20 protein-coding genes are annotated in these 25948 nt (G+C 45.4%); 5 read left to right on the forward strand and 15 right to left on the reverse strand.

What is annotated here, in order from left to right:
• Positions 1-2: 2 nt before the first annotated feature.
• A complete protein-coding gene (locus Q7A_RS12165) occupies positions 3-2219 on the forward strand; it encodes a TonB-dependent receptor plug domain-containing protein (protein ID WP_014707908.1) in 2217 nt (738 codons plus the stop codon).
• 60 nt (positions 2220-2279) lie between these two features.
• Here the strand turns inward: Q7A_RS12165 and trhA are convergent, their stop codons facing one another.
• The gene (gene trhA, locus Q7A_RS12170; protein ID WP_202971533.1) at positions 2280-2867 is read right to left on the reverse strand and encodes a PAQR family membrane homeostasis protein TrhA; all 588 of its coding nucleotides are present in this window, start codon (positions 2865-2867) and stop codon (positions 2280-2282) included.
• Between the two features lie 392 nt (positions 2868-3259).
• Between trhA and Q7A_RS12175 the strand changes: the two genes are divergently transcribed.
• Positions 3260-4429 carry a PRC-barrel domain-containing protein gene (locus Q7A_RS12175; protein WP_014707910.1) on the forward strand — a complete coding sequence of 390 codons (1170 nt, stop codon included), beginning with the start codon at positions 3260-3262 and terminating at the stop codon, positions 4427-4429.
• 169 nt (positions 4430-4598) lie between these two features.
• On the opposite strand, the gene Q7A_RS12180 is transcribed toward Q7A_RS12175, so the two are convergent.
• The 10 genes from Q7A_RS12180 to Q7A_RS12220 all read right to left on the reverse strand — a co-directional run bounded on the left by Q7A_RS12180 (position 4599) and on the right by Q7A_RS12220 (position 13486).
• Positions 4599-6218, reverse strand: coding sequence for a TPM domain-containing protein (locus Q7A_RS12180; RefSeq protein WP_014707912.1), 1620 nt, complete (start codon positions 6216-6218; stop codon positions 4599-4601).
• Positions 6219-6279: 61 nt separating this feature from the next.
• Positions 6280-7200 (reverse strand): LemA family protein, encoded by a 921-nt coding sequence (locus tag Q7A_RS12185; protein WP_048480996.1) that lies wholly within the window; start codon positions 7198-7200, stop codon positions 6280-6282.
• The gene (locus Q7A_RS12190; RefSeq protein WP_014707914.1) at positions 7187-7507 is read right to left on the reverse strand and encodes a DUF2089 domain-containing protein; all 321 of its coding nucleotides are present in this window, start codon (positions 7505-7507) and stop codon (positions 7187-7189) included. Before Q7A_RS12190 ends, Q7A_RS12185 begins: the two co-directional genes overlap by 14 nt.
• Before the next feature lie 152 nt (positions 7508-7659).
• Positions 7660-7785 (reverse strand): hypothetical protein, encoded by a 126-nt coding sequence (locus Q7A_RS15650; RefSeq protein ID WP_014707915.1) that lies wholly within the window; start codon positions 7783-7785, stop codon positions 7660-7662.
• 401 nt (positions 7786-8186) lie between these two features.
• A complete protein-coding gene (locus Q7A_RS12195) occupies positions 8187-9110 on the reverse strand; it encodes a DMT family transporter (RefSeq protein WP_014707916.1) in 924 nt (307 codons plus the stop codon).
• The gene (locus Q7A_RS12200; protein ID WP_014707917.1) at positions 9101-10282 is read right to left on the reverse strand and encodes a DUF4339 domain-containing protein; all 1182 of its coding nucleotides are present in this window, start codon (positions 10280-10282) and stop codon (positions 9101-9103) included. Before Q7A_RS12200 ends, Q7A_RS12195 begins: the two co-directional genes overlap by 10 nt.
• A gap of 462 nt (positions 10283-10744) precedes the next feature.
• The gene (locus Q7A_RS12205; RefSeq protein WP_014707918.1) at positions 10745-11341 is read right to left on the reverse strand and encodes a GNAT family N-acetyltransferase; all 597 of its coding nucleotides are present in this window, start codon (positions 11339-11341) and stop codon (positions 10745-10747) included.
• Between the two features lie 68 nt (positions 11342-11409).
• The gene (locus tag Q7A_RS12210; protein WP_014707919.1) at positions 11410-11868 is read right to left on the reverse strand and encodes a GNAT family N-acetyltransferase; all 459 of its coding nucleotides are present in this window, start codon (positions 11866-11868) and stop codon (positions 11410-11412) included.
• 17 nt (positions 11869-11885) lie between these two features.
• Entirely contained in the window at positions 11886-12557 is a 672-nt protein-coding gene (locus Q7A_RS12215) for a DUF6064 family protein (RefSeq protein WP_014707920.1), read from the reverse strand.
• The gene (locus tag Q7A_RS12220; RefSeq protein ID WP_014707921.1) at positions 12554-13486 is read right to left on the reverse strand and encodes an aldo/keto reductase; all 933 of its coding nucleotides are present in this window, start codon (positions 13484-13486) and stop codon (positions 12554-12556) included. Before Q7A_RS12220 ends, Q7A_RS12215 begins: the two co-directional genes overlap by 4 nt.
• A 271-nt stretch (positions 13487-13757) precedes the next feature.
• Between Q7A_RS12220 and Q7A_RS12225 the strand changes: the two genes are divergently transcribed.
• Genes Q7A_RS12225 through Q7A_RS12235 form a run of 3 tightly spaced genes read left to right on the forward strand, consistent with a single transcriptional unit; the run spans position 13758 to position 16107 of the window.
• Complete coding sequence (locus tag Q7A_RS12225) at positions 13758-14063, forward strand: hypothetical protein (protein WP_014707923.1); 306 nt, start codon at positions 13758-13760, stop codon at positions 14061-14063.
• Between the two features lie 3 nt (positions 14064-14066).
• On the forward strand, positions 14067-15767 hold the full coding sequence (locus Q7A_RS12230) for a PepSY-associated TM helix domain-containing protein (protein ID WP_089418544.1): 1701 nt from the start codon (positions 14067-14069) through the stop codon (positions 15765-15767).
• Positions 15760-16107 carry a DUF3325 domain-containing protein gene (locus tag Q7A_RS12235; protein ID WP_014707924.1) on the forward strand — a complete coding sequence of 116 codons (348 nt, stop codon included), beginning with the start codon at positions 15760-15762 and terminating at the stop codon, positions 16105-16107. Before Q7A_RS12230 ends, Q7A_RS12235 begins: the two co-directional genes overlap by 8 nt.
• Before the next feature lie 366 nt (positions 16108-16473).
• On the opposite strand, the gene Q7A_RS12240 is transcribed toward Q7A_RS12235, so the two are convergent.
• The 4 genes from Q7A_RS12240 to Q7A_RS12255 form a co-directional block, all read right to left on the reverse strand.
• Positions 16474-19725 (reverse strand): SNF2-related protein, encoded by a 3252-nt coding sequence (locus tag Q7A_RS12240; protein WP_089418545.1) that lies wholly within the window; start codon positions 19723-19725, stop codon positions 16474-16476.
• A 98-nt stretch (positions 19726-19823) separates the two neighbouring features.
• Entirely contained in the window at positions 19824-21845 is a 2022-nt protein-coding gene (locus Q7A_RS12245; protein ID WP_014707925.1) for a site-specific DNA-methyltransferase, read from the reverse strand.
• A gap of 9 nt (positions 21846-21854) precedes the next feature.
• Positions 21855-23018, reverse strand: coding sequence for a Fic family protein (locus Q7A_RS12250; protein ID WP_014707926.1), 1164 nt, complete (start codon positions 23016-23018; stop codon positions 21855-21857).
• A 165-nt stretch (positions 23019-23183) separates the two neighbouring features.
• A complete protein-coding gene (locus tag Q7A_RS12255) occupies positions 23184-25895 on the reverse strand; it encodes a DEAD/DEAH box helicase family protein (RefSeq protein WP_014707927.1) in 2712 nt (903 codons plus the stop codon).
• Between the last annotated feature and the right edge of the window lie 53 nt (positions 25896-25948).

The following is a 25948-nucleotide window of genomic DNA, read 5'->3' on the forward strand; positions in this document are numbered from 1 at the left end:
CCATGAAAAAACGTCTTTCACCATTGGCCATGATGATTCTGACCGGACTGGCAAGTGCTCCTTTATATGCCGTCCATGAACACGATGATGAGATGCTGGATAAAGTGACCGTCACTGCAGCATCCGTGGCAACCATGGACAACACCACATTAAAAGAGAACGATCTTAGTTCCCAAAGAGCTTATAAAAGTGATACGGCTGCTTTTTTAAATGATGTCGCTGGCATGTCCATGTATGCTGGCGGCGGTGTGTCAGGTTTGCCTTTTATGCGTGGTTTTGCCGATGACCGCCTGCGTATCAAGGTTGATGGCATGGATTTGATTTCGGCCTGTGCCAATCATATGAATCCCCCGCTCTCTTATCTCGCTCCCTCGCGTGTTTCAGAGATTCAGGTTTATTCGGGTATTGCCCCTGTCAGCCTGGGTGGTGACAGTATCGGTGGCACTGTTATCGCCAAGTCCAAACAACCGGAATTTGCAGCAAAAGGCGAGACCATCACCAAAGGTGAGATTGGCAGTTACTATCGCAGCAATGGTGACGCGCGTGGCGGCCATCTTTCTACAACCTTGGCATCAGAAAACTTCAGTATCACTTATACCGGTTCCACTGCCAAAGCGAATAATTATGATGCCGGTGGCAATTTCAAACCGGCGGGAAATACTGCGACAGATCGCGGTTCATTAGATGCAGATGAAGTTGGCTCATCCGCTTATGAAAGCCGTAATCATGCGATTGATTTTGCTTATAAACTGGATAACCACCAGCTTCAGCTCAAATTTGCCCATCAGGACATTCCTTATCAAGGCTGGCCAAATCAGCGTATGGATATGACGGAAAACCGCAGTAATCAAATCAACCTGATCTATAACGGAATGTTCGACTGGGGTTCACTGGAAACCTCGCTTTATCGTGAAAAAACCCATCACAAAATGCAGTTTGGTGATGATAAACAGTTTCTCTATGGTTCTGGCATGATGACCGCTTTGGGGATGCCCATGGAAACCGAAGGCGATAACCGTGGCCTATCGGTTAAAGCCGAAATCAATACAAACCAACGCGATCTGTTCCGTGTTGGTGCCGATCTGCAACGTTATCGATTGGATGATTTCTGGGAAGCTTCAGGTGGCATGATGATGGCACCCAACACGTTCTGGAATATCAACAATGGCGAGCGGGATCGTTACGGTGTGTTTGCCGAATGGGAAGCCGTCTGGAACAGTCAGTGGATCACGGTAGCAGGGATTCGCCATGAAACCGTGAAGATGAATGCAGATGATGTGCAAGGTTACAACGCAATGTATCAGGCAGCTGCAGATGCGTTTAATGCCAGTGACCGTGATATCACCGATCATAATATCGATGCGACATTGCTGGCTCGCTTCAAACCTGCTGATACTCATGATTATGAATTCGGCTATGCCCAGAAAACCCGCTCGCCGAACTTATACGAGCGCTTTGCCTGGTCTACCAATGGTATGGCGATGCGGATGGTGAATCTGGTCGGGGATGGTAATGGCTATGTCGGCAATGTTGAGCTGGATCCTGAAATCGCCCATACACTGAGCTTCACAGCCAACCTCCATGATGCCAAACAACACGACTGGCATATATCGCTCACACCTTATATTTCCTATGTCGATGACTTTATTGATGCCGAGCGTTGTAGCACTGGCGGTGGAGCTTGTACTGCTGCCAACCTGACAACCGACAATGATTTTGTCTATCTGCAATACCAGAATGTCTCGGCCAAACTCTATGGTATGGATATATCGGGTTTCAAAACGCTGTATCAGTCAGAACAATGGGGACAAATCACCGGAACCGCCACCATCAGTTATGTAAGAGGTAAAAACCGTGATACCGGTGATGATTTGTATAACATCATGCCGCTGAATTCTACCTTATCGCTGGAGCACAGCAAAAACGGCTGGCGTAATAATGTTGAATGGGTGCTGGTCGCCAGCAAAGACAAAGTTAATAACGAACGCAATGAAATCGAAACCGCCGGATATGGACTGGTGAATCTGCGTACCAGTTATGAATGGAAGCAGGCACGTGTCGATGTTGGCGTGGAAAACGTATTTGATCGTCTCTACAGTCACCCACTTTCCGGTGCCTATGTAGGTCAAGGTGCCACCATGAACACCTCAGTTCCGTGGGGGCAGACCGTCCCGGGCATGGGTAGATCGGTGTATGCTGGTTTGACGCTGACATTCTGAGGTTAAAAAACGGGACAGATTTATTTTGATTTGAATAAATCTGTCCTTTTTTTCATCTGATTAAGCTGCATACCAAAGCACAGCAAAAAAATGGTATGTGGTGCCCGTCAGAACAAATAAATGCCAAATAAAGTGACCATATTTCAGTTTTGAATCGGTGGCAAAAAACGCAACGCCTACGGTATAAGACAAGCCACCAGCTATTAACCATATCAAGCCAGCAGTAGGTAAATTTTCCAATAAGGGATCAATAGCAATCACTATCACCCATCCCATCAACAAATAAAGACTGGTTGAAAGGATTGGATGCTGTTGTTTTTCAAAAACTTTAAGGACGATTCCCACAGTCGCCAGCCCCCATATAACGCCAAACAGCGCCCAACCCCAAGCGCCTTTCAGCACGCCGAAGGTGAAGGGTGTATACGTTCCCGCGATCAACAGAAAGATTGCAGAAAGTTCAATACGTAAAAAAACCCGCTTTGCCTTGCCTGCAGGTAATGCGTGATACAGCGTGGAACCCAGATATAGAAGTATCATTGTCGCACAAAATATGCTGACCCCAACGACAAAAGCTGTTTCACCTTGGTGTACTGCCCGTGCGATTAAAAAAGGTGTTCCAATCAGTGCAGCTGTAAGCCCTAATTCCATGACTAATGGCGTTGGCAGTTTCTTCCCCGCCAGATTGATCCCGCTTGAATCTGGTAAGTACTTGTTGCATACCCCCTCCTATCGGAATGTATTTGACTGTTTGCACTTAATTATGAGCTTTTAACATTACCGGAATAATTTTTGGTGAATAGTTACGACATAAAACATTATTCAATAGTGCTATGTTCACAAATAAAAACAATCGATTCAGGCCTGTGTGTGAGGCTAAAGGAATGGTTTACTCTACTCAAATTATAGACGTTAGTACGATAACGTACAGACACTGTTTTTGATGCAGTGAATACTGATCAAACGCTATGGCAAATCTGATGCCAGTCCGCCGGAATGGGATGAAGATACAAAACATCCATAGTGCGATTAGGAGTACTTTTATGAATTCTATTTTTCGCAAAACATTAATAGCCAGCGCCCTTACCGCGATGTTCAGCACAGGGGCCATTGCAGCCGATGATTACTCGAAAACCATCGATGGATCTGACGCTAGTAATCAGGGCGATATGCAGCAGAATGATTCATCTTCAACACATCCAGCAATGCCAACTCATGAGGATGAGTTTAACCAAATTATTGACGCTGATAAGCCCGCTGCAGGTAATACAGCTGGTCCAGAAGAAACGGATCGGCCTTTGACCGATCATCAGAATAATGTCATTGATGAGATGAATGAGACTATTGATACTGAAGGACCCAGTGCAGGTAATAGAGCTGATCCAGAAGAGACTGATCGTCCATTATCCGATCATCAAAGTAACGTCATGGATGAGATGAATGAAACCATTGATGCTGAAGGACCCAGTGCAGGTAATAGAGCTGATCCAGAAGAGACTGATCGCCCATTATCCGATCATCAAAGTAACGTCATGGATGAGATGAATGAAACCATTGATGCTGAGGGACCCAGTGCAGGTAATAGAGCTGATCCAGAAGAGACTGATCGCCCATTATCCGATCATCAAAGTAACGTCATGGATGAGATGAATGAAACCATTGATGCTGAGGGACCCAGTGCAGGCAATAGAGCTGCGTCAGAAGAGACTGATCGCCCATTAACCGATCATCAGAGTAATGTAACTGAGGAAGAAGAAGAGGAAGAAGAAATCAGCAATACACAAATGGATAACGACAGTGATGTTGAGATGAAAGGTCAAATGGATAGAAATAATGATGTTGAGATGGATGAGCAACCTCATGGCCCAACCGGTGCAGGCACACCAGCTAACAGGGGTGGACTATACGACATGTCAGCCGATGATCTGAATGGCATGGAAGTAATCACTAGTGATGGAGAAGATGTCGGTGAAGTGCAAAAAGTTGTTATCAGTCCAGATAACCAAGACATTCATGCCGTAATTTCTGTCGGCGGCTTGCTCGGTCTAGGAGCGAAAACCATTCTAATATCACTCGACGAAATCAACCAAAAAAATGATAAGTTGCATGCTAAAGCAACACTATCACAGCTTGAAGCGATGATCGATTATGGGACAGAGGACTTTGTTGAACTCGAAGGTGATGCTGCAGTAAGCACGGCATTACAGCCTTAAGATAACGAATAATCAGATTGATTTTTTGATCATCTAACCTTGCAGATAATCATAATTTGCCCGATGGAACACTTGTTTCACCGGGTATTTTTTTGAGGGGCTAAAGATGGGCGAATCGAGTTGACTGACATTGGCTCTATTTCGCATATGACGTAAAACGCCCATATATTCACTGAACCTTGGCCATTTCCCTTCTCTTTCCGGCTGTGCCTTCCAGAGTTATTTTGCCACTGTCACGAATAACGTCGACTGAAACCGGGTCACCCGGCTGAGCTTGTCGCATCAGTTTGTAAACATAAGATGTGGATGGGGTGAGGGCGTCATTCCAGCGTAATATGAAATCACCAGCCTTCAGGCCCAACTTGTCTGCCTGAGAACCTGGCGTCACGTAGTGGACCAGCGGCATTTTTGGACCATCACTTCTAACGGTCAGTCCCCAGCGCAACTTGTCTTTCTTTTCAGGTCTGGACGGCGCTTTGATCAGCAGCTGATGTATTTCTTCCCCTCGGCGAAAAACAATATCGACATCCAGGTCTTCCCGTACCTCTGCCATACGGTTGCCGATGACTTGATTGTGTGGATATTCAAGGCCTTCCCAGCGAAGAATGACATCACCTTCTTGCAAACCTGCCCTGGCTGCAAAACTATCTTCTCCATGAATTTCAATGACCCTGCTGCCCTCGAAAACATGGTTAATAGTAAGCCCCCAGCTGCGATAATAAGGAAAGCCCTGATGTTCGAACTGCTCACCACCTGGACGACGGAAAAAATAATCTCTGAAGCCAAAATAATAATTGTGCAGTCCTGACTCTTTCTGCCTGCCGTAGTGCAGGTACCAGACATTGCCAAAAGTATGCCCTAAGCCAAGACCAATCGCTTTAAGATTCACCCGCCATTTACCGTCATCCCCTTTGTCGAAGGTAAAAGGGTCACAGCTACGGTTTTTAAGGTTATGCAGTAAAACAGCGCGCTGACCATCCTCGCTATAAACCACACGATCTAACTCGCAGGTATCATAGCGCTTGGCAGAATTGTCCATTTGCGCTGGCGAGACCACCATGTCTGACATGAATGTCCTGGTATCTGGCGTATAAATATCCAGATCACTCCGGGCATTACGCGTTCGCATTGCCTTGAAAAGGCGGCTCAGGGTTTCCTCTGGCGTATCCGCAGCCATGACATCTGCTTTTCCTTCAGCAAATGCAGTCTCTTTACCGGCACCAATTTTGGCGTCCGTTCTGGCGCCCGCACCAAAACTGCCTTCAATACTGGTTGGATCGAACGCTTTACCCTGGCGAGCCTCCTCAGCTCTGATACGAATCAGCTCACTGGTAGCAAATACCCCGTCCCCCACCCGCCCCAGGCGGAAGAATGGCACCATCTGTCGCTTTTCGATATAACCAACAAAGGCATCGGTAAAGACTGATTCCAGGCTCCCGGAAACTTCAAGCCTCACTTCATCATTACGGGTGTTAATCACCAGCAATAAACCACGCTGTCTTTGACTCTGGCTGCCGATATCATTGTCGTTAAAGACGTTATAAGCCTGTACATCAATGTCGGTATTTTCTTTCCAGGTAAGCACCCGATAATCAATATCGTATTTATCCAGCATCATTTGATGATAGCTGGAGATATGTGTTTTCTCTTCCTCAGAAAAAATGAGTGCCTCATCCCTGATAAGGCCTATTTTCTCCGGATTCTTCGTTGCCGATAACTGCAGAAAATAAATGGCCAGAACGATGAATAATATAAAGATATAAGGAAGACGAACTCTTGGTAAATCCATTTTTTTCTCCTGTTACCAATTCCGTTTCATAACATTGTCATGGTTTGCAGTCTCAACAGCCCTAAAACGACACCTTCGGACTTTCATCACCTGCATCTTCAGCCTCGAAATAAGCCTTGCGTTTGAAGTCAGCTGTACTCGCAATCAGGCTGCTGGGCATAATTCTGATGAGCTTGTTGTAATCACGAACAGCTTCATTGAACACCATACGGGCAATATTGATTCTGTTTTCAGTACCTTCAATCTGGTCCTGTAAAGCCATAAAGTTATCTGATGATCTCAGCTCGGGGTAACTTTCGACCAAAGCGAAGATACCGGTAATATCCTTGCTGAACCGCTCCTGTGCCGCGGCCAGTTTTGTCATAAAAGCTTCATCCTCAAGGTGATTGGCCGCCTCTTTGCGTAGCGCCTCGGTTTTCGCATCGCTCTGTTGCAGTGCGGCAAGGGCTTCGGCAATTTTTGCTCGTTCAGCTGTCACGCCCATTAGCACTTCTTTTTCCTGCTCGGCATAACCATTCACGGTACTGACAAGGTTGGGGATTAAGTCTGCACGGCGCTGATATTGACTTTCAACTTGTGACCAACTGACAAAAACGTCTTCCTCTTTACTGACGAGATTGTTATACAAGTAGATCACCAGCAACACACACAACAACACAGGCAGAAAGATGACGATCATACTTAGCGAATTTTGTAAGGACTTATTCATTGCTCCACTCTCTCCTGGTTGATTCATTGATTCAGCAACGTTTTGAATAGTTTCCGAATGGCTGCCAACATCACTGCCACTCATCGATATTATGAGAATAATGCCCAAGATAAAAAGCGCAGCAATGATTTTGGCAACGGGTAATTTTTGACGAACTCGTGCAGATTTTATGTTTGGGGATGGGCTGATACTGGCGCGAAATTGTGCTGCTTGCTCCTCACTTAATGCGCCGGAAGCAATCATCGCTTTGATTTTTTCTTCAATGCTCACCATTAATCTCCCTGATTAATCTCAAACCCTCTTCAGACTTGAGCTTTCCTTTATCAATGTCATCCAAAATCGATTCGATGGTCTGCTGATCCTGTTGTCGTAGCCCTACCAGTTCATTAATCATAGTATCGACATGTTTGCGTAAGGTTGGATAGCTCACGCCTAGCTGCTCAGAGAGTTCCTTGAAGTTGCCGCTACATAATAAAAAAGCTTCAGCCAACTTCAGGCTTTCTGTCGAAAGCCGCATAATCCTTGGAAAGCTGAACACACCTTCATAGGTCACACCGCACGAATCACATTTGAGTTTCATGGGTGTTAAGCTGCTTTGGCATGCAAGACAATGTTTCATTAATCCAACTTATTTCCAGGTATTTTTAATATTATTAATATTTTCTTTTAATTATTTTTAATATAATTATTAAAACAAGTAAAATTTTTACTATACATTAATATACAGCAACATCATAAGTCGGGTAAAACACCACCATTAATGGCGTAAATAAAACCGCTGTGCCCCTCTTCCACACGAACATACTTGTTCAGCCTGGCAAGGAAGAAATCACGGTTGGTTTGCGCCTTGTCGGACACAAAAATTTCCTTCAGCAGTGGTGGCTATGAAAGACAAACAAGCCCTAGAAAACGTATATTGCTTAACCATGCGGAAAAGTCACTGCGATAGAACCAAGCGAGCTAAGAATCCTTTTTAATAATTTTTAAAGCCGCAATGATACGGCATGTAAAACCCGATGAAGACAGTGATGATTTCGCTCAAACTCATACGACTATCACGTCTTCGGTTGCGTGTGCCATCTTCAATCAGCTGCTTTTGCTATTGTGGAACGAAGACGTGACAAAAATCATCGGTTTCACAAAATAATTCAACTACGTTCTTCAAGGCTGTTTCATTGTAGAGCCATCTCTTTTTTGATCTAAAGATCGGATCATGGAACAGGCTTTTAGTCCCTTTTCTCAAACCAAGCTGGACTTAGTTAACTTGCCATATTCCATATTTGTACGGCGCTACCACTGCAAAGAAGAAGCCCGGCGAACCATGCATAGTAGGGAACCTTGTAATTCACACTTCGAACGCGATTAATCACATAGGTAAAAAGTAGTGCCAGCACTGGCCAAAAAGCATTAATTACAACTGTTTTCAACATTCCAACCGACTCCAGCGCCGCGAAAAAGAACGCATAAGCCAAACTAAAACTGATAATGCCATGCACTGCAAAAGGCAATAACCACCATCCCAAGGAATGTCTTTCAATATACAATTTTTTACTAAAAATCAGCATAACCGGGACGATTGCTAAGGCACCAAATACTAACGAGACAAAATTATCCGTCAGAGGAGCACTGCCTGTCAGTCCCAGAATCATGAAGGTTTCACCTACAGACCAGGCCATCGCCGTAAGAGCCCCCAAAAGCACCGCCTGCATGGTAATTTTTCCACGTATTGCGGTGACAATAAAAATGCTTATACCAGCAGCGATCAGTGCAATCGGAAGCACCATATCGGCGTTCAGCACCTCACCGACGAAGACCGCTGCAAAGATAATCGAGATCAATGGTTTGAGTTTTGCAAATTGAGCTGCTACCTCAGCCTGACCTTTAAAAGCAACCGCCGTAACGTAGTACATGCCGGTTGCCACGGGAAAGGTGAACACTCCCGCCGCAGCCAGACGCCAATTTATCGTTATCGCTGCACCACTAAGCCAAGCCCATATCGCCAGGCAAAACGCGGCGGAACTTAGGGCAACAAACAAGCCTAACAAAACACCATGACTACCCAGCCTTGAAGGGATTTTATTTAAGCCCAGATTAACAACCGGGGCGGACAACGCCCACAATACAGCGCTCATCACGGGCAAGGCATAGTCTGGCCAGTTTGAGAAAATATCGATTAGTTGCATAGAACCAAGTATGCATAAATTAGACAAGGTGTTAACACCCCAAAAAATGGAATTCTAATGATTAACCTGAGCCTCTCTCTGGCAAAGCCCGAATACAGAAGTCTCACTCCCAGACCGTGGTTATTCTCAGCGTTATTATCGGAGCAAAGATCATCAAGGGTCGCATGATGGGGAAACCAGTGGTAATAGCCGACCGACATAGTAATCCACAGCATAATAGAAGCAATTAACCCGTTATGTATTGCTGCAAAAGAAGTAATACCCAATATGAGAAATATGAGCCCCATATACTTGGGGTTCAGAGTGAATCTATAGAATTTTCTGACCATTCTCAGTTCGATTTTGTCTGTCAGATATCGGTTAAACATAGAGTCCAACGCATCCACCGATAACAAAAAGGAAATGAAGGCGATGAATGATGACAAAGCTGACAAGGTCAAAAAAAAGCTTTCCCAAATGAACGGTAAAGTCAGGAAGTCCACCCTCGCCACCAGATATTGGTTCGTCTGCACAAGAAGAATCAAACTCCCTGCAATCATAATAGCGATTACCGTCATCGCAGCACGCGCCTTCTCACGGTAGGATTCTTCAAGCTGGTGCTTAACAGAAAACGGGTCATCCACAAGACCTGCATTCTCGTCGTCACTTTTCCATTGTTGGCTGGAGGCGGTTAGCATTCGTCTAAGTGTGGCAATATTGAGGAATTTCACGTTTTTACTGGATGAGAAATAGGCTAACCAAAATCCGATGTAGACACTCAACGAGAGTAGATACACAATTCTTGAGGCGGATAATCTGAAATGCAGCAAACTCTCTGGTAAAGCGGTAATGGCAATGTACATTAAAAAGAAAACCAGTAAGGCATACCCCATAATGGGAATGATGGCACTATTGGAAGACCAGTTTTTGATCTCTTCTTCTTCATTGTAAAGCAGATTCAACTTGGCAATTGTGTCTTGATAGAAGTCACATTGACTCAACTCTCTGACTAACAAATCACTTTCTTTTACTTCATTCTTGGATAGCTGAGCGATATCCGAATGCTTAACCACCTTGGTTGATTCAAATATTTCCTTTCCAAAATACAATGATTTGAGTTTGTTTATACTGACAGGTCCATGCCAACGATTTTCATTAAAATAGTACCAGGCTGGGTGATCATCATCCGACATTAGCAAATCTCCTCTTGACTGATTGCGGGACACTTACAAGCTCGATACTATCAAAATCTTCGCTAGCATTATTTGGGTTTACGCTCTGGGGTTTCACACAATCGAGTTATGAATGATAAACAAGTTCAGTTTTTGCAACCTGCATAACCGCATATTTATGATCACTCAGAATCGTAATCACCAATTTAATTATCGTAAATCAGGCGGATATTTTGACCAGAAAACTTGATTTCAAAGAAAATCGGTATTAAAAAAAAAGGATTATTTTATCCTTGTCTTATCAGCTATCTCACCTCTTGACAACGCTACTTTCCGGGAGACATCAAAAATCCGTCCGGTTTTAGCTTAGCTTAGCTTTTCTTTTTTTAATTCTATTGATCTATAGCCTCCTTTGTCTTGCTTATCTCAACAGGTGGATGAATCTTCAAAAGACGAACGAAAGCAGGAAAATCGTTGGTTTGGTTATACGATATTCTCAACTTTTAAGACCATTGTTGTTGAGCCAGAAAACCCTATTAGCCACTTCAAGTAGGGGAAGCTCTCGCTACTTACTTCAACAAATCCTTTTAATTCATAAAGCTTTCTGGCCCTTGGATTGCTATCAATAACATCTAACCTAACCGAATCAAATCCATTTTCAGCAGCATAATGAATTATTTGATCTAGTAGCTCAGACCCTATACCTTGCCCTCTGAAACCGCTATCTACGGCTATCCCATCCATGACCAATTCACGCGCTTTAGGTTGTCGTTTAAAGAGACTAAAGACTAAACAAGCCCACAATCCGCTGAAAAAACCGAGCTCCTGAATTAACTTTTTTGCTCCAATTCCACCGGTAAGTGAACCGTCAGACACTTGAAAACCGGCTATTCCGATAATGTCATTTCCAGATGTTGCAGCAAAAGAAAACACTGGAACAAAACTTTTTGAAAGTATGGCGATACGTTTCAATTTATCAGGTATCGCCCTTGTAAATTTGGCACCGAAAGCTTCTTCGTAAAGCTCGGCGGCTGAGTCAGCTTGCTCGAGGTTCCATCCTTTCTGGATTTGAATATCCATTGTTAATGCACTCCATTTCGTCTAACAACCTGCTAGTCAGGCCTTCGGATACATTGACCTGTGTGTCCTTAAGATTTGTTGACCGACATAATCATATCAACATGGAGGATGCCATCTTCATCATACGGCTCCCCGGAAGAGTGAAAGCCCAGGGACCCATAGAATTTTTGCAGGTAGACCTGTGCTGAAATTTTGATGTCTTTCCCCGGGTATTTTTGCTCGGTGAATTTTAAAGCTTCTTCCATCAGTGTACGGCCAATCTTTTGTCCTCTGAATTTTTTAAGGGTCATCACGCGACCAATCGAAGGCTGGCGGTTATCAATTCCCGGATCAACCACTCTGGCATAGGCTGCCAGCTCGCCATTTACCAAGGCAGATAGATGCCATGCATAAGGATCCAACTCATCTGTTTCCTGATAGGGACAGTGCTGCTCCACAACAAAAACGGATTCGCGAGCCTTGATAACCTCGTAAAGCTCAGACGCTGTAAAAGACTCCAATCGAGACCATTTAAACTCGAGCTTCATATTTTCTTTGTTCCTGTTTAAACAGATCTGTACTCAACACTCTTCCAAACCAAGCCGATCAGTCCTATTGCCAATACGATAAATAACACAATGGCTGATGGCGCGCCCAGCACCCATAAAGTCAGTCCCGAGATCAGCAGCCAAAGTGCTGGAATAATAGCAATAAGCCACAGGCCCCATCCTCGGAACATGATCAATAGCAACCCTAGCGTGGTTATGGCAGTTGGATCGGCATGGATGCCAAAGACTTCTGCCCGGAACCAGGAACCGCCGGTGAACGGTGTAACTAACGGCAAACCAATTAATCCGACAAGGGCGATGGCTACACCGATATCCGTAGCAGGACTTTTACGGGGCCTGCTGCCAAAGCCAACTCCAGTCAGTGCTATTAATAGCAACAATGTTGCTTGAGCAAGAAAGCAGTAACCAATATAGCCACCAGCCCAGTTAAGTTCAGCATAACGTTGGATAAAAAATGCAAAGCCAACAAAGCCCCAGACAGCTGCCATAAGAACACTGGCAAGCCGGGTGCGGTTTTTGAGTGCCAGCCAAACTGCTGCAACGCCTAACGCCAGCGTCATCAGATGCAGCGGCCAGAAGGTTTCACTCATGCGTTCAAGCAGGCGGAAATAGATATCAGCAGTAAAGGGAATAAAATCCTGCAGCGTGTAGCTGGACCAGGTGTTCATAACGACTCGATATAATCTGCCATCTTTTGCCGGGTGCTGGCCGAAGGCATAGGGCTCGTACCCGCATGCATGTTTTCACGCAGATGCTCAACTTTTGTGGTCGCGGGAATGGCGCAGGTAATCGCCGGATGACTAACGATAAACTTCAACAGAAACTCTGCCCAGTTAGAGCAGCCACATTCTGCTTCAGCCCATTCCGGAAGTGGTTCATCGCGGCGTTTCATCCCTTTAATCAGTCTACCGCCATCAAAGGGCCGGTTGGCGATGACTGCGATACCCTTTTCTTCTGCCAGTGGCAGAAGACGGTTTTCTGCTTCACGCTGAGCAATATTGTAAGTAAGCTGAACAAAGTCGATATCTTCGGAAGCCATGATCTGCTCGAACTCCTGGTGGCGACGGCCGTGCGAGGTGGTAATGCCAATATGGCCGATTTTGCCTTCGTCTTTCATTTCCCGCAGTGCTGCCAGATGCTCGCGCCAGTCTGTCAGGTTGTGTACCTGCACTAAATCAAATTGTTCGACATTCCAGCGTGCTTGCAGGTCTGCGACCTGCTCACGTGCTGAACCACCAGCAGGACTCCAGACTTTTTCTGCTGAGAAAAGGCTGTCGGGAATCCCCAGCTGCTGCAGGGCATAGCCCATAACATCCGGCGCAGAACCATACATGGGCGAGGAATCAATCAAGCCACCACCAAGTTCGAAAAATGTCCTTACCACTTCGGTTCGGACATCAAGCAACTTTGGGTCGGTACCGACATTGAAGGTACGCCAGGTTCCCATACCGATAACTGGCAACGTTTTGTCACCGGAATAACGTTTCTGATGCAATTCATTACTTGCCGCAAAGATCGGTATGGTCGGCAACAAAGTAGTAGCCAGGCCGACACCGATCATCTTGAGACTCTGTCTGCGGGTGAAGCGATTATTCATGGTAAGCGCTCCTTCTTTAACAGCACCGTACCAGCATGCAAAATATCGATAGAGGAATTGCTCAAAACTTAATCAAACCTTACCAGCACAAATACCGTGCTGACAAACCTGTTGTGTTTATCATTTTCAGACACATTCTCAATTTTGAATTACATCACTAATCGCTATACAATGTGAATCTTAATTATTATCATTTAGCATTGAGCTTTATTTGCATCCCGGTTCGCTTAATTATCATAGTGCATTTTTGTTTTCAGATAGGTCCGTTTTCATGCCGAATTTTTCATCTCCTGCCTGGCCTATTGCCAGCCGAATTTTTGCCAGTCTGGTGGGTGGTTATTTGTTCACCTGGGGTTTGATTGCCATCACCATTGCCGGATTAATTCCGCTGGGTGTGGAGTTTCATGATGCTGAGATGGGCATGTTGATGCTGGCCTTGCTGATCTATTTAAGCCTGTTTTTGTGGGGTATGGCCACCGATAACTTAATTCAGTTGTGGCTAATCCTGTTTGGCGGTGGTGTGGTGATGACCGTACTGGCCAGTGTTGTACAACAGTCATTTTTACAAGGAATATAAACCATGTTCAGTAGCTTTCGACAGGCAATGGCTTGGCTGCATACCTGGTTTGGCCTGACCTTGGGTTTTATTCTGATGGTGGTCTTCTTTTTTGGAAGCCTGTCGGTTTTTGATCGCGAGATTGATCGCTGGTCGATCCCGGAAACCCGGTTTGAACCACAGGTAATGCCATCATTTGATGAGATGTTGTTACCAATTCTGCGTTCGGTTCAACCCAATGAACAGGATTACAACACCAACATGCCATTGCTGCATGATTTGAGTCAGGGGCCGATGACGCCTCGCACTGAATTACCTGCCGATGAGTTCTGGGCCTACACCACGCATCGTGATCCGGTATTAATCATGGGCGTTGGTTTTCGGGTGCCACACCCACTGGATCCAGAAGGACATAATCATATTCACGGCAATATCACCATTGATCCGCGTACCGGCAAAGCCCTGCCTGATGATCAATTAAAAATCGGTAGTGACTTTTTCTATCCCATGCACTTTAGTTTGAACTGGAACTGGAATCGCATTGGAATTTATATCATTGGCATCGCGGCGTTTATCATGATGGCTGCTCTGGTCAGTGGTGTGATTATTCATCGAAAGCGTTTCCGTGAATTTTTTACCTTCCGTCCTGACAAACAACCCCAACGTAGTGTGCTGGATTTGCACAACCTCACTGGCATGGTAGCGTTACCCTTTCATTTCTTTTTTACTTTTACCGGCATTTTGATCTTTGCCAGTTTTTTCTTTTTTCCGGTAACCCAGACCCAACTGCAGCCTTTGCATGACCATCATGAAATGGTCGAAGCCAATGAAACCGGTCTGCCACATGATCGTGCTGGTGTACCTGTTCAAATTACCTCTATTGATGCGATGGTTGCCAAGGCCAAACAACGCTGGGCCGAAAAAGACATGCCAGGTGAAGTTGGCTTTTTACAGATAAATCATGTGGATGATGCCAATAGCTATGTGAGCATTTATCGTGCGGGCAGTGACCGCGTCGCTCTCGTCGGAGAAGGCATGCATTTTAACGCTACTACCGGTAAATTAATTCGTGAAGAACCGCCACGTTCTGCAGTGTCTGAAATCAACGAATTTCTGACCGGGCTGCATTTGCAGCATTTTGAACACTGGTTGTTACGCTGGTTGTATGTGTTTGGTAGTCTGGTTGGCGCCATCTGCATTGCCACCGGTTTTATCTTCTTTGTTGAAAAACGTAAACGTCAGCATACGCTGCAGGGCAGTTCTGGCAGTCAGGTGGTCGATGCTTTGGTGGTAACGACCGTGACCGGCATGTTAGTGGCTACGGTGAGTATGTTAGTGGCTAACCGGTTACTACCCGCCGAAATGGTGGGGAAAGGTTATTGGGAGCAGGTAGTGTTCTGGGGAAGCTGGAGTGTGATGTTACTGCATGCTTTCTGGCGCAGCTCTGCCGTTCGTCATATGCGTATTTCACCGGCATGGCGTGAACAAAGTATATTATTTGCTGTGCTGGCCGTTGCTGCGGTAATCCTTAACTGGATCACGACTGGCGATCATCTGTTGAAAACTGCATTTCATTACTGGCCGGTAGCCGGGGTGGATTTAAGCTTGCTGGTCAGCAGTGCTATTGCGATTTATGCCGCGAGATATCTGAAAAAACGTGAAAATGTTGCCGTACATAAGGCCATCGAATTTTCTGCACAAAATCTGGAGGCTAAACATGGTTGAGATCATTTGTTGGATAGCCGCCATTTTTACCACTATGTTGGGCATGGCGTCGCTTTCACTCAGCCTGCCGAATCATTGGCGGCAGGTTACAGGTATTGAAACCAGCCTCCCCTCACGATCAGAGCAACTTAGCCTGCGTATTTTGGGTTATTCCAGTCTGGTTGTGGCATTGCTTTTGTGTCTTGCTGCCGATCATCCTACGATGGCCGTTTTAGTCTGGGTAATGTTATTAAGTTTAGCGGCTAAAGGCATTGCGACGATCCTTACTTGGCGCCAGCATTGGTTGAAGCCATTATTGTGGCTGTTCAACCAAACCAGCCAGGCGAAACGTTCTGGTTAGCGTTTGTTAATCTTTTATCTCCGCCTCTGTTGTGAGCTGAAAAAGCGTCAATCAAGGCACGAGGAGCGCCTTTTAGTTATTCTAAATAAGCGACGAGCAACGCAGACCGGCGCGCACCTCCCTGGCGCGCCAGCATACAGTCCATCCGTGGACATAAGTGGCGCTTTTTCAGTCACAACCCGTAGGGCTGGGACTATTTTTGCGCCCGCCTGCGTTGTCAATCACTTATGTAGGATGGCTACACTGCGCGCTTTCCGCCTTGTCGGACACAAAAATAGCCTCCAGCAGTGGCGGAGATGAAAGATCAACAAGCCCTAACATCTAACATTCAATAACCACTTTAACAGGCCAAATTTTCTTGCTTCGCTAAACCCCGACGATACAGGCCATGATCCTCTCATCAATTTTTTGTTGTCTGGGAAACATTGAAAAGGCATCAATAATGGCTGGGCCAAGGGTGTCTTCGTTTGCCAACAACTCTTTTTTGATATCTTTTAACAGTAAAAGTTTGAAACGCGAACTATGTAACTTTTCGTACCACGTCGGGCGAATCAGGTCCAGCCACCTTGAAGCAACTTCATCCCAGTTAGGCTGATAGTCTGGAAGAGGTCGTGTAATAACAGCATATAAAGCTTGATAGACATCTAATCTTTTCTGGTTTCGAGTGGAACTGGCTATTTTTATATAGTGTTGCAGCACCTCTTCAAGTTGCTCAAGAGCTCGTTGTTTTCGTCTTGGAAGTAGACCACGCTCAATTTTAGGTAGCTGGTTAATAAAATGCTCGAGTATTTTTGAGGAATGTTGATCCAGTGGTAGCGACTCTATCGGGATATTGGTTAATTTTTCCCGCAGTGCGTTACTGATTTCATCTAAATCGTGTAATGGTTTGGCGGAAAATGTAGGAAGGAATAACCAGCGAGGTGTAGCAAAACTGCCAGATGACAAACAAAAGAAAGCCCATGGAGATCGGGATTTCACCAGACTGACACGAGATAAAACCTTGCTGGTGACATGCCGGTACCTTTCGTAGAGCGTTTTACTGATAAGTGAGTTTTCACCTTCTACCAATGTTCTAACCGACAGAAAAGCATCCGTTATACCGTCCCATTCATCCATTGCCATCTGCCGCTCAAATTCTTGCAACATATCTTTATAGGCCACAGGTTCAGCCTTATTTAAAGTCATGCCTTCAGGCAAAGGCATATTGGAACCCAGTAAGTTTTCGACGGTTTCATATCGCTCAATAAAGCGCTCATCCGATGAAATCGCAAACTCAACAGCATCGTCAGGCCACCAAACTTCAATCTGGTCGTGAGAACTGTCCATGCGATCTACCCTACCAACACGTTGTTCGGCCACTCGTACCACACTAGGCATATCAAGATGCACCATCACCGAAGCCTGCTGAAGATTGACACCTTCTGCCAAACTATCAGAACAAAGACCAATCAACTGTGTTTCTGTTGAACCATGTTTGAAGGCTTCCATCATTTGTTTCTTCTTATCCTGGCTTTCCCCTGTAGCGACCAAAACCCGAAGCCGACTATCTATCGTTTTAATCAGTTTTTCCAGATAAGCCAACGTGATAGGACGACTATCAAAAGCCAGTGCTAAATGATGTTGTTTTAATAACGTTACAACCAAGCCAGCCTTTGCTCGTTCTCGGGTATCGCTCATTTTTTTGATAAGCGCATAGATAGCTTTGTAGATTTTCCAGTCATGGGCCGTCGCATCTTTATGTGCTGCGGGATCGGTCAACCAGTCCGGCAGAGGAATAGATAACTTGTTTTGTGGAAGTTTGCCCTCAAGCTCAACTAACTTTTCTATTGCTCCGGCAGTAGTGTTTTGCTTGGTAAAGCCCTTTAAATCAAAATCTGCTATGGCTTTTCGGGTGCCTTCAATATGCTCTGCGAGCGAAATACGTGAAGAGCGTAAAGAGGACATGATGATATAGCTGGCAATTTTTTTGGCTGAGTTTAATCTTCCCTGTAAATATTTCTCCTCATTGACACCCTGCTGTCGCAATATTTTGGGCATTTCAATCGGTTTTACAAAATGTGAAACGGCATATAACTGTTCTGATAATGCTCTGATTTTTAAAGCGAACTCCTGATCGGTTTTTGGCTCACCGAGTTGATAGAGTTGCGCTTGATGTTTCGGATAGCGACAGGTTTTTCCCATATGATCACGATATTTTTCCGGCTCCATATCCACCATTTGGTTTAACTGGCTTTTGGTCCGGCGTACCGTAAATTTTCTGATTGCTGTTCTCAGCATTTCAATTTCGGAGTCGGTCAAAGAACGGCTGAGTTTTTTCGCACCAAGCATTTGCCTGAAGGCGTCTACCGTCTTGTCATCCAAGTTATCAGCCCCCAGCATATTGGCGATTCTTAACAGATCTGACGCACTTTTATTGATGGGGGTTGCAGTGAAAAGTATCACATGATCGGCCATATTCCGGAGCACTTGCTGGGTTCTGGCCGAGCCCATATTCAAAAAATTATGTCCTTCGTCCACGCATAAAATCTGTGATCTTCTGAGCGATTCAATCGTATGATCATGTGATCGACTGCGTGAATGACTGAGTTCGCCATGCGAATGTACCCGCAATGGTGTTGAACTTTGCGTCGCTTCCCGTTCCCAGCTTTCCTTAACGGTTGGCGGGCTGATCATCACTGCCATACCCTGCCTCAGGCGGTTGCTACGGACAATATGATCGCGAACCGCCCCAATCAGATTCACCCCCATTCGGGTTTTTCCAGCACCGGTGGCATCCGCCACTAACACACTGCCATGGTTATCGAGAATGTAGAGTGACTGGGCAATACCTTTGCGTTGTGATGGCCAAAGCTTCTCAATATCATTCAGGTTATCCCGTTCCAGATAGTCACGTGCCCAATCGCCTTCCAACAACTCGGCAGATGCTCTGGCCAAGGCTTCAGGCCACGGCACCAATTGCAATAAACGCTCAAGCAAGGCGATCAGCCTGTCATTAAAATCCCGTCCCAATTGCCAGAAATTTTCGGCAAGCTTTCGCGCTTCCTGATAACGTGCCGATTCTTTTTTACGCACAAAACGCACATTGGCCTCGTGCTGTCCTTGAAACCCAGGATAGGTAAAGTTGCTCGAACCTATGCTGACGGCTTCATCAGCAAGGTATATTTTGGCATGCAGGCGTTTGTTACCGGCCAGATAACGTGCCTGTAAGTGTCCAGTTTTAAGTTTGTCGAGGCAGATAATCAGTTTGGCACTTAACAACAGAGAAATGCCCCGTTGCAGCCAGAAGTTTTCTATTTCGCGGGTAAAGGAATGGCTTCCCAGTTCGAAGCTGTCACGCCGGGAATCAAAAGGCTCAGCACCTAACACTAATCGTATGCAGGATGACGCTTCACAACTGGCGGCAAAATCAATTAACCGATCCAGAGAAGCATATCCGGTTATCAATAAGGGCTGATCAGATGCCCGTAAATCGGCTTCTACCGTTTGGGCGACGGTGTGCCCTTGCTCATTGACCGGAAAACGATGCCCATCTGGCCAGCTATCCAACAAACCTTTTGTGCTGTCTGCCTCTTCGTCAAATAACGGTAAAAGCAGATTTTGGCTGTCTCGTTTTTTCACAAGGCGCGCTCCCTAACGCTCGACTCGGGCATGGCAACGCATTGCTGCAATTAATGCATTAACCAACCCAACGCCAGCCAGTGGCCTGATGTCAGACCTTATAGCTGGGCAGTCACAATGATTTCTTCTCCCAGCATATCAATAATCTTAACAGCCACGATCACGTCATGTTTATCGGGGACAGGCAACTGGTAATGACCGGAGACCAGATCGGTCTTCTTTGCCGGAATGTCCGATAACGCCACATTAAACACATCACCGTTGTAGTCGGTATCGATCATGATGCAATCCACCACAGCCCGCCAATCATCTATATGGGCACGGAATAAACCTTCTTCCATATTCAGTCGCTGCATAATTGTGGGCGAAAACACATCGGCCACTTCAATATCGAGTTGCTCGCCATCACGTTTCACCGCAATGCTGGCGATTAAGGGTTCATGTTTGATAAAGCCGCCGTATTTACCATCGGTACGCAGTTCGATGATGTGATAACGGTTAATCGGTCGGTTACGGTTGTGTTGTTCGACCCAGGCTTTGGCGGCCAACTCCATCCCCAAACACACCACGGTGACATCCCGCTGTTCTTCCGGGCGGCGTTGCAGTTCTTTATCAATATCTTCCAGATCCAGCGGCGTCAGTGGATGATTAAACGGAATGATTTTGACCAGACGATTTCCCAAGCGGCCATCGAAGAAACTATCAGATCGCGAGCGGGTAATGCCGATATGCTCGCAGGCTAATGCCACGGCTTCGTTATGTTGGATCTGCAAATCATAATCGTTGACCCGCCAGCTGCTAAAGGCCAGTTGAGCAGGCAAAACGGCTTCAGACTCTTCCTCAATCAGCTTGCCCTGTTTTTGTTTATCCAACGTCTGCGCCTGCTCACGCATCACATTTTGCAAACGTTTGGCTGTGGTTTGGATCGCGCCTTTATTAATATCGCAGCCAATCCAACGTCGGCCGAGTTTTTGGGCTGCAATAGCAGTTGTACCAGAACCTAAAAAACAATCCAGAACAATATCTTTGTCCGAAGTACTTGTTTTGATAACTCTTTCAATCAATTGAATAGGCTTTTGTGTTGGGTAACCTACACGTTCTTCTGCTTGTGAATTTATGAGAGAGATATCATTCCAGAAATTACCTATTGGCTTTCCCTTATCCTCTTCTGGTCTCAATTTCCTAAATGGAGCTCCATTTGATGACCAGCCTAAATTTCCTTTATTATCAATTTCTATTAGATTCTCTTTTTTTACACGCCACCCAGATGGTGGAGGAGTATATCCTTTGTACTCAAAAACTAAATTCGGTCTTGCCCCCATTGATGCTGATCGAATTATTGGTCCATCATAATAAATTCCTTTCTCATCCCTTCGATGATATTTTTCAATTATTTCTTCTTGAGATAGTGGAACCCTAATACTATTAACATTTAACCTAGAAGTTTTACTTTTACCTATAACTAAAATGGTGTCAGTAAAAATATCAAAACTACTAGATTCATGTTGCGATCCTTTAGGATTTGTTGACCTTACCCAGATAATTTCATTCTTAAAATTATCAGGACCAAATACCTCTTCTATAAGAAGTCTTAAATAGTAATTTTTATGATGATCACAATGTAACCAGAGTATTCCATCCTCTGACAACAATTCTTTCAACATCAACAACCGCTCATACATAAACTGCAGATAATTATCATTAGCCCAGATATCGGTGTACTGGACTTGTTCGCCCAAGGTGTATTCTTCACCTTCAATCTTGGTGCTGCCATCCTGGCCACGCAGTTGCACTTTACGCACATAATCGGCGCCGGAATCAAATGGCGGGTCGATATAAATCAGCTTGACCTTACCACGAAAACCATTGGCCAGCAGGTGTGCCAGCACATCCTTATTATCACCATGAAACAGTAAACCGCCTTTATCAACGTTATCGGGCCAGTTTTGCCAGCTTTCACCTTGCCCCCAGCCTTCGCCCAATAAGGACGAGGTGACATTGAATGCTTCAATTTTCTGCGCCGGGTAGGGGGTGACTTTATCCAGGGTGCGTTTGCCCACCCAGGTGAGCATCGGCCGGCCTTTGGCTTTATTGATTTTGATGTCGTTAGTGTTGCTCATTGTTGTCTGTTATCCATTAGCGGTGTCATCCATGGTCATTTCTGTGCCTTCAGCCAGAATATCGATATAGTCTTTATAGGCAAATCGGCGGTTGCGTTTTCCGTGATTTATCTGTTGCAGCAAACCTGTCGACTCAAACGTGGCAATCAATTTATTGGCTTTGCCGTAACTGATTTTCAGTGCTTTGGTGATGTCTTTCACCATGACGACAGGTTGCTGCATTAAATAACGTAATAGACGAATGCCTTCCTGCCCGGCATTGGCGGCGATCAAACGGTCGGTATGATCACGCTCAAGTTGCTGCAAGCGTTTGGTGGTGCTGACCACCTGCTCTGAAACGGTAATGACCCCCTCCAGGAAAAACTTCACCCATGCTTCGTAATTACCGCTGTTTCTAACCTGCATCAACCGATCATAGTATTCCTGCTGGTGCGTTTTGAGATAGGCGCTCAAGTACAGCATCGGTTCTTCCAGCACGCCACGCCAAACCAGAAAGAAAGTAACCAGCAACCGGCCCAGACGGCCATTACCATCATTGAAAGGATGAATCGTTTCAAACTGATAATGGATCAGCGCACACTGGACCAACACGGGTAAATCATTTTCCTGATACAGGTACTTTTCAAGCTTATCCAGCGCCGCCTGCATTTCTTCCACTGGCGGTGGAATAAATCGTGCTGTTTTCAGGTTAGCACCGCCAATCCAGTTTTGTCCGCTACGAAACTCACCAGGTGTTAAGGTCGACATGCCACCACGAACTGCCTGCATTAACACATCATGAATTTCACGTAAGAGGCACAAGGACATGGGGAATTCATCCTGCTGCAATCTATGCAGTCCATAACGCATCGCTTTAACGTAATTGACGACCTCGCCAACATCGACAGTGGGGATATGTTCTTCATCTGCCCCTAATACATCGGTCAGCGAAGATTGGGTTCCTTCTATCTGTGAGGAGAGCAAGGCTTCCTTTTGAATAAACATCGCCACAAAAAGCTCGGGGCTGGGAAGCACACTCGCTATCGTATTGATTGCGCCCAGGGCTCTGTCTGCATCAGACAGTAGTAACGATAACTCTCCGTCCAAACTGAGTGGCGGTTCAGGTGGTAAGTCTGTTGGGTGAAAGGCCTTATAGCCTGTCAGCGTCTGTCGATATACGCCGCTACGACTCATGACTTTCCCTGAAATATGGCTGCATTTTTCACTCTATATTTCACTAAACAATAATTAGGGATTGATATTACACCCATATTTTCAATAACAGAAATATGGGTGTGTTTTGATATTCCATATTTCATATGAACTGCTCATTTTGCAGAAATGAGCAGTTCGTTAACGTTAACTGTTGTTTTGCAGAAATGCCCGTGTTTCGTCCATGGCATCCACGGCTAGAACGGAATCAGCAAAAATTACTTGATAATGCAGTATTTCAGGATTGAGGTCTTGCCATTGTTTAAGTGCGACCGCTTTACGTCCCTCCTGACTCAACGCCTCTTCTCCTTTTGAATGACGCGCTAAATCGGTATGCACTTCAGCACTAAAGCGATCATTTTTCACTTCAACCACAAGGTGCTTGCCATCTTTACGTTGAATGACAAAATCCGGGGTATAACGGTGCCAGCGACCATCTTCGCCCAGATATTCAGCAAACAGATCGGTTTTATTCGGGTCAGTCAGACCGCCGGTAAACCAGACGCCTTCAATATTGTCCTGATGCTCGCCGATAAGCGCGATAACACGTTGCAGATATTCCGTTTCCGGGGCGGAATCAAAGTTATAGCCTTCATAGTGAAACGAAACCTGTCGTGCCAATTCATGATCCGGCAGATCTTCAGGTATTTTGTATAAATGTTCGCGATGTTTGGCAAAGCTTATTTTTGCAGTATAAGTGGGTTCGCCGTCGATTAACTGCTGGTCAAAACCTTCAGGTTTGACCAGGGCCAGAGCAACATCCAGTTCTTGCCAATCTTCTTCATATTGGCAGCATTGATGCTCAATTTGGCGTGATAATGGCTCGATGTGGTGTTCAGGGATCCGTCCAGCATGTCCGTAGATCTTACGTAAAGCAACTAACACGCGATTCGGTGGCAAATGATAGTTTGCAGACAACATGGTTGCGGCAGCATACAGATCAAAAAAGTCCGGTTCCAATGAGACCGATTCACTGTCCTTGTCTACCTTGGCCATCCGGGTCGTACCAGATTTAGGTTCAGCGATCGTCCAGGTTTCTATGGTCGCTTTCGGTTGATAACTCACCTCGGGCAGTCTGAAAGCCAGCATTTCATTTTGCTGAGCCGCATTTTTGCGTCGGTAACGCAGGATTTTCTTTTTCAATAACAATGGCGGCATCGACCACTTGGTTAATTTAACCTCTTTTTCCACCCGTTCAGTTTGATTGTGCAGTAACTCCTGAATGGTTGTACCGTATGTTTCCTGTAATTGTTTCTCAAGGATTTTGCGATTGTCCTTGGTGAGATAGATACGTGCCGGCTTTGTGTTACCGGGTACCTGTCGCAAACAACGCGTGGCCGCCTGTAATACAAAGTTGTTACTGCTTTTCAGCTGTCGAATAAGCCCTGTCGCGAACAAGCTCGGGCAGTTCCAGCCTTCTGTGCCCATATTGACCAGCAAAATAATACGATGCGGCGATTGCGGATCGTTAGCGACACGATAAAAAGCGCGTTTATTTTCTTCAGGTGATTTGCTGTGGACAGGTAACACCGTGGTCGGATCAATGCCTTTTATAGCCAGAGCAGATTCCACTGCCGGCTTTAATTCATCCAGGCTGTCCGTTTGCGGAAAGTACAGTGCCAGTCTGGCCGGTGCACCCTCTTCCGTTGTGACTGACCAGTAATCCGCTACAAAATCATGAATAATCCGCGTGATGAGATCATCACTGTTGTTGGTATCAAGATCAAACACCTGAATATTGTTGGCAACTTCTTTAAGAATGCCATCTCGAATGCCTTCTCCCAACCCATACCAAACCACCACGTCACGCAACGGTTGCCGTTCAAAATATGGGGTGCCGGTCGTATTAATGACCACGAGAAGATTGGTTTCCTTAGCAAGATAGTCGACCGTGCGACGGACTTTTTTGATCCCTTGCTCAACAAATTCCATTTCACCACTGTCTTTGTTTTTTTGCCATTTCCCCAGTAATTTCTGGCCATAGGTATGGTGTGCTTCATCCGAAAAGATCGCGAGATGTGGCAGAGAAGCTATGGCCTGTAAACGAAGGTTGGCAATTTCAGCATCGTGATCCTCAACGCCATTAAAGGGAAGCGAAAATTGCGCTTTTTTTGCGCCGCGAGCAGAATTTTTTTGAATTCGGATTTTTTCCGTGTTGGTGACAACGATATTAAAGCGGCTTCCCCAAACCACACCGGAAAGCTCTTTATCCCCATCACGCGTAAACGTCAGCTTTAACGTTGCAGCAAACAGTTTATTCATGCGTTCTGGCAGAATGCGATCAAAGGGGATATCGGCAATCTCACGCAACGATTCAATAATCGTTTTACCCGGGGCAAATATCAATGCATTTTGAACAAATGGGCCGTCTGGATATTCTTGGGCCATGGCAAATTCTGTTGCGGCTATCGTGCCCATTAATATGGTTTTTCCAGCGCCCATAGCCAAGGCGAGAATATAACTGGAATAATTGAGATTCAACGTTTCCCGGAGACTCTCCAGATGATGCTCACGGACGAATTTATTATCCGTTCTGACTCTGTCCAATAATGCATCGTAATCATAGTCTGCTTCTTCAAAAAGCTTTGCTGAAATACCCATGGCATTGAGCCTGTCAGCTAATTTTGGATAAAGCTTTTCATAAAGTTCCGGAATGGTCGGTGTCTCCAGTACAATCCGAAGATACCAGTAGGTTTCCAAAGCCACTATCTGAGCATGACGCAAAAATCGGTATTGTTTTGATTCGGCATCAAGATAGGCATGTGAAAATATCTCGGCAATCGCAGGATACTGTTCCGACGGATAATTATTGTCACGCCATTCATTAACACAGTAAGTCAGTTTTTGATGTAAGTGCACGTTAATATCGTAACCCTTCCATTAAAGCATTAGGGCTTATTTATCTTTCATAT

It is taken from the genome of Methylophaga nitratireducenticrescens (genome assembly GCF_000260985.4).
Taxonomy (GTDB): Bacteria; Pseudomonadota; Gammaproteobacteria; order Nitrosococcales; family Methylophagaceae; genus Methylophaga; species Methylophaga nitratireducenticrescens.

Bases quoted from the DNA above. Each gene is read 5' to 3' on its own strand.
- Q7A_RS12165 (WP_014707908.1), top strand. From the start codon at position 3: ATGAAAAAACGTCTTTCACCATTGGCCATGATGATTCTGACCGGACTG.
- trhA (WP_202971533.1), bottom strand. From the start codon at position 2,867: ATGGAATTAGGGCTTACAGCTGCACTGATTGGAACACCTTTTTTAATC.
- Q7A_RS12175 (WP_014707910.1), top strand. From the start codon at position 3,260: ATGAATTCTATTTTTCGCAAAACATTAATAGCCAGCGCCCTTACCGCG.
- Q7A_RS12180 (WP_014707912.1), bottom strand. From the start codon at position 6,218: ATGGATTTACCAAGAGTTCGTCTTCCTTATATCTTTATATTATTCATC.
- Q7A_RS12185 (WP_048480996.1), bottom strand. From the start codon at position 7,200: ATGGTGAGCATTGAAGAAAAAATCAAAGCGATGATTGCTTCCGGCGCA.
- Q7A_RS12190 (WP_014707914.1), bottom strand. From the start codon at position 7,507: ATGAAACTCAAATGTGATTCGTGCGGTGTGACCTATGAAGGTGTGTTC.
- Q7A_RS12195 (WP_014707916.1), bottom strand. From the start codon at position 9,110: ATGCAACTAATCGATATTTTCTCAAACTGGCCAGACTATGCCTTGCCC.
- Q7A_RS12200 (WP_014707917.1), bottom strand. From the start codon at position 10,282: ATGTCGGATGATGATCACCCAGCCTGGTACTATTTTAATGAAAATCGT.
- Q7A_RS12205 (WP_014707918.1), bottom strand. From the start codon at position 11,341: ATGGATATTCAAATCCAGAAAGGATGGAACCTCGAGCAAGCTGACTCA.
- Q7A_RS12210 (WP_014707919.1), bottom strand. From the start codon at position 11,868: ATGAAGCTCGAGTTTAAATGGTCTCGATTGGAGTCTTTTACAGCGTCT.
- Q7A_RS12215 (WP_014707920.1), bottom strand. From the start codon at position 12,557: ATGAACACCTGGTCCAGCTACACGCTGCAGGATTTTATTCCCTTTACT.
- Q7A_RS12220 (WP_014707921.1), bottom strand. From the start codon at position 13,486: ATGAATAATCGCTTCACCCGCAGACAGAGTCTCAAGATGATCGGTGTC.
- Q7A_RS12225 (WP_014707923.1), top strand. From the start codon at position 13,758: ATGCCGAATTTTTCATCTCCTGCCTGGCCTATTGCCAGCCGAATTTTT.
- Q7A_RS12230 (WP_089418544.1), top strand. From the start codon at position 14,067: ATGTTCAGTAGCTTTCGACAGGCAATGGCTTGGCTGCATACCTGGTTT.
- Q7A_RS12235 (WP_014707924.1), top strand. From the start codon at position 15,760: ATGGTTGAGATCATTTGTTGGATAGCCGCCATTTTTACCACTATGTTG.
- Q7A_RS12245 (WP_014707925.1), bottom strand. From the start codon at position 21,845: ATGAGCAACACTAACGACATCAAAATCAATAAAGCCAAAGGCCGGCCG.
- Q7A_RS12250 (WP_014707926.1), bottom strand. From the start codon at position 23,018: ATGAGTCGTAGCGGCGTATATCGACAGACGCTGACAGGCTATAAGGCC.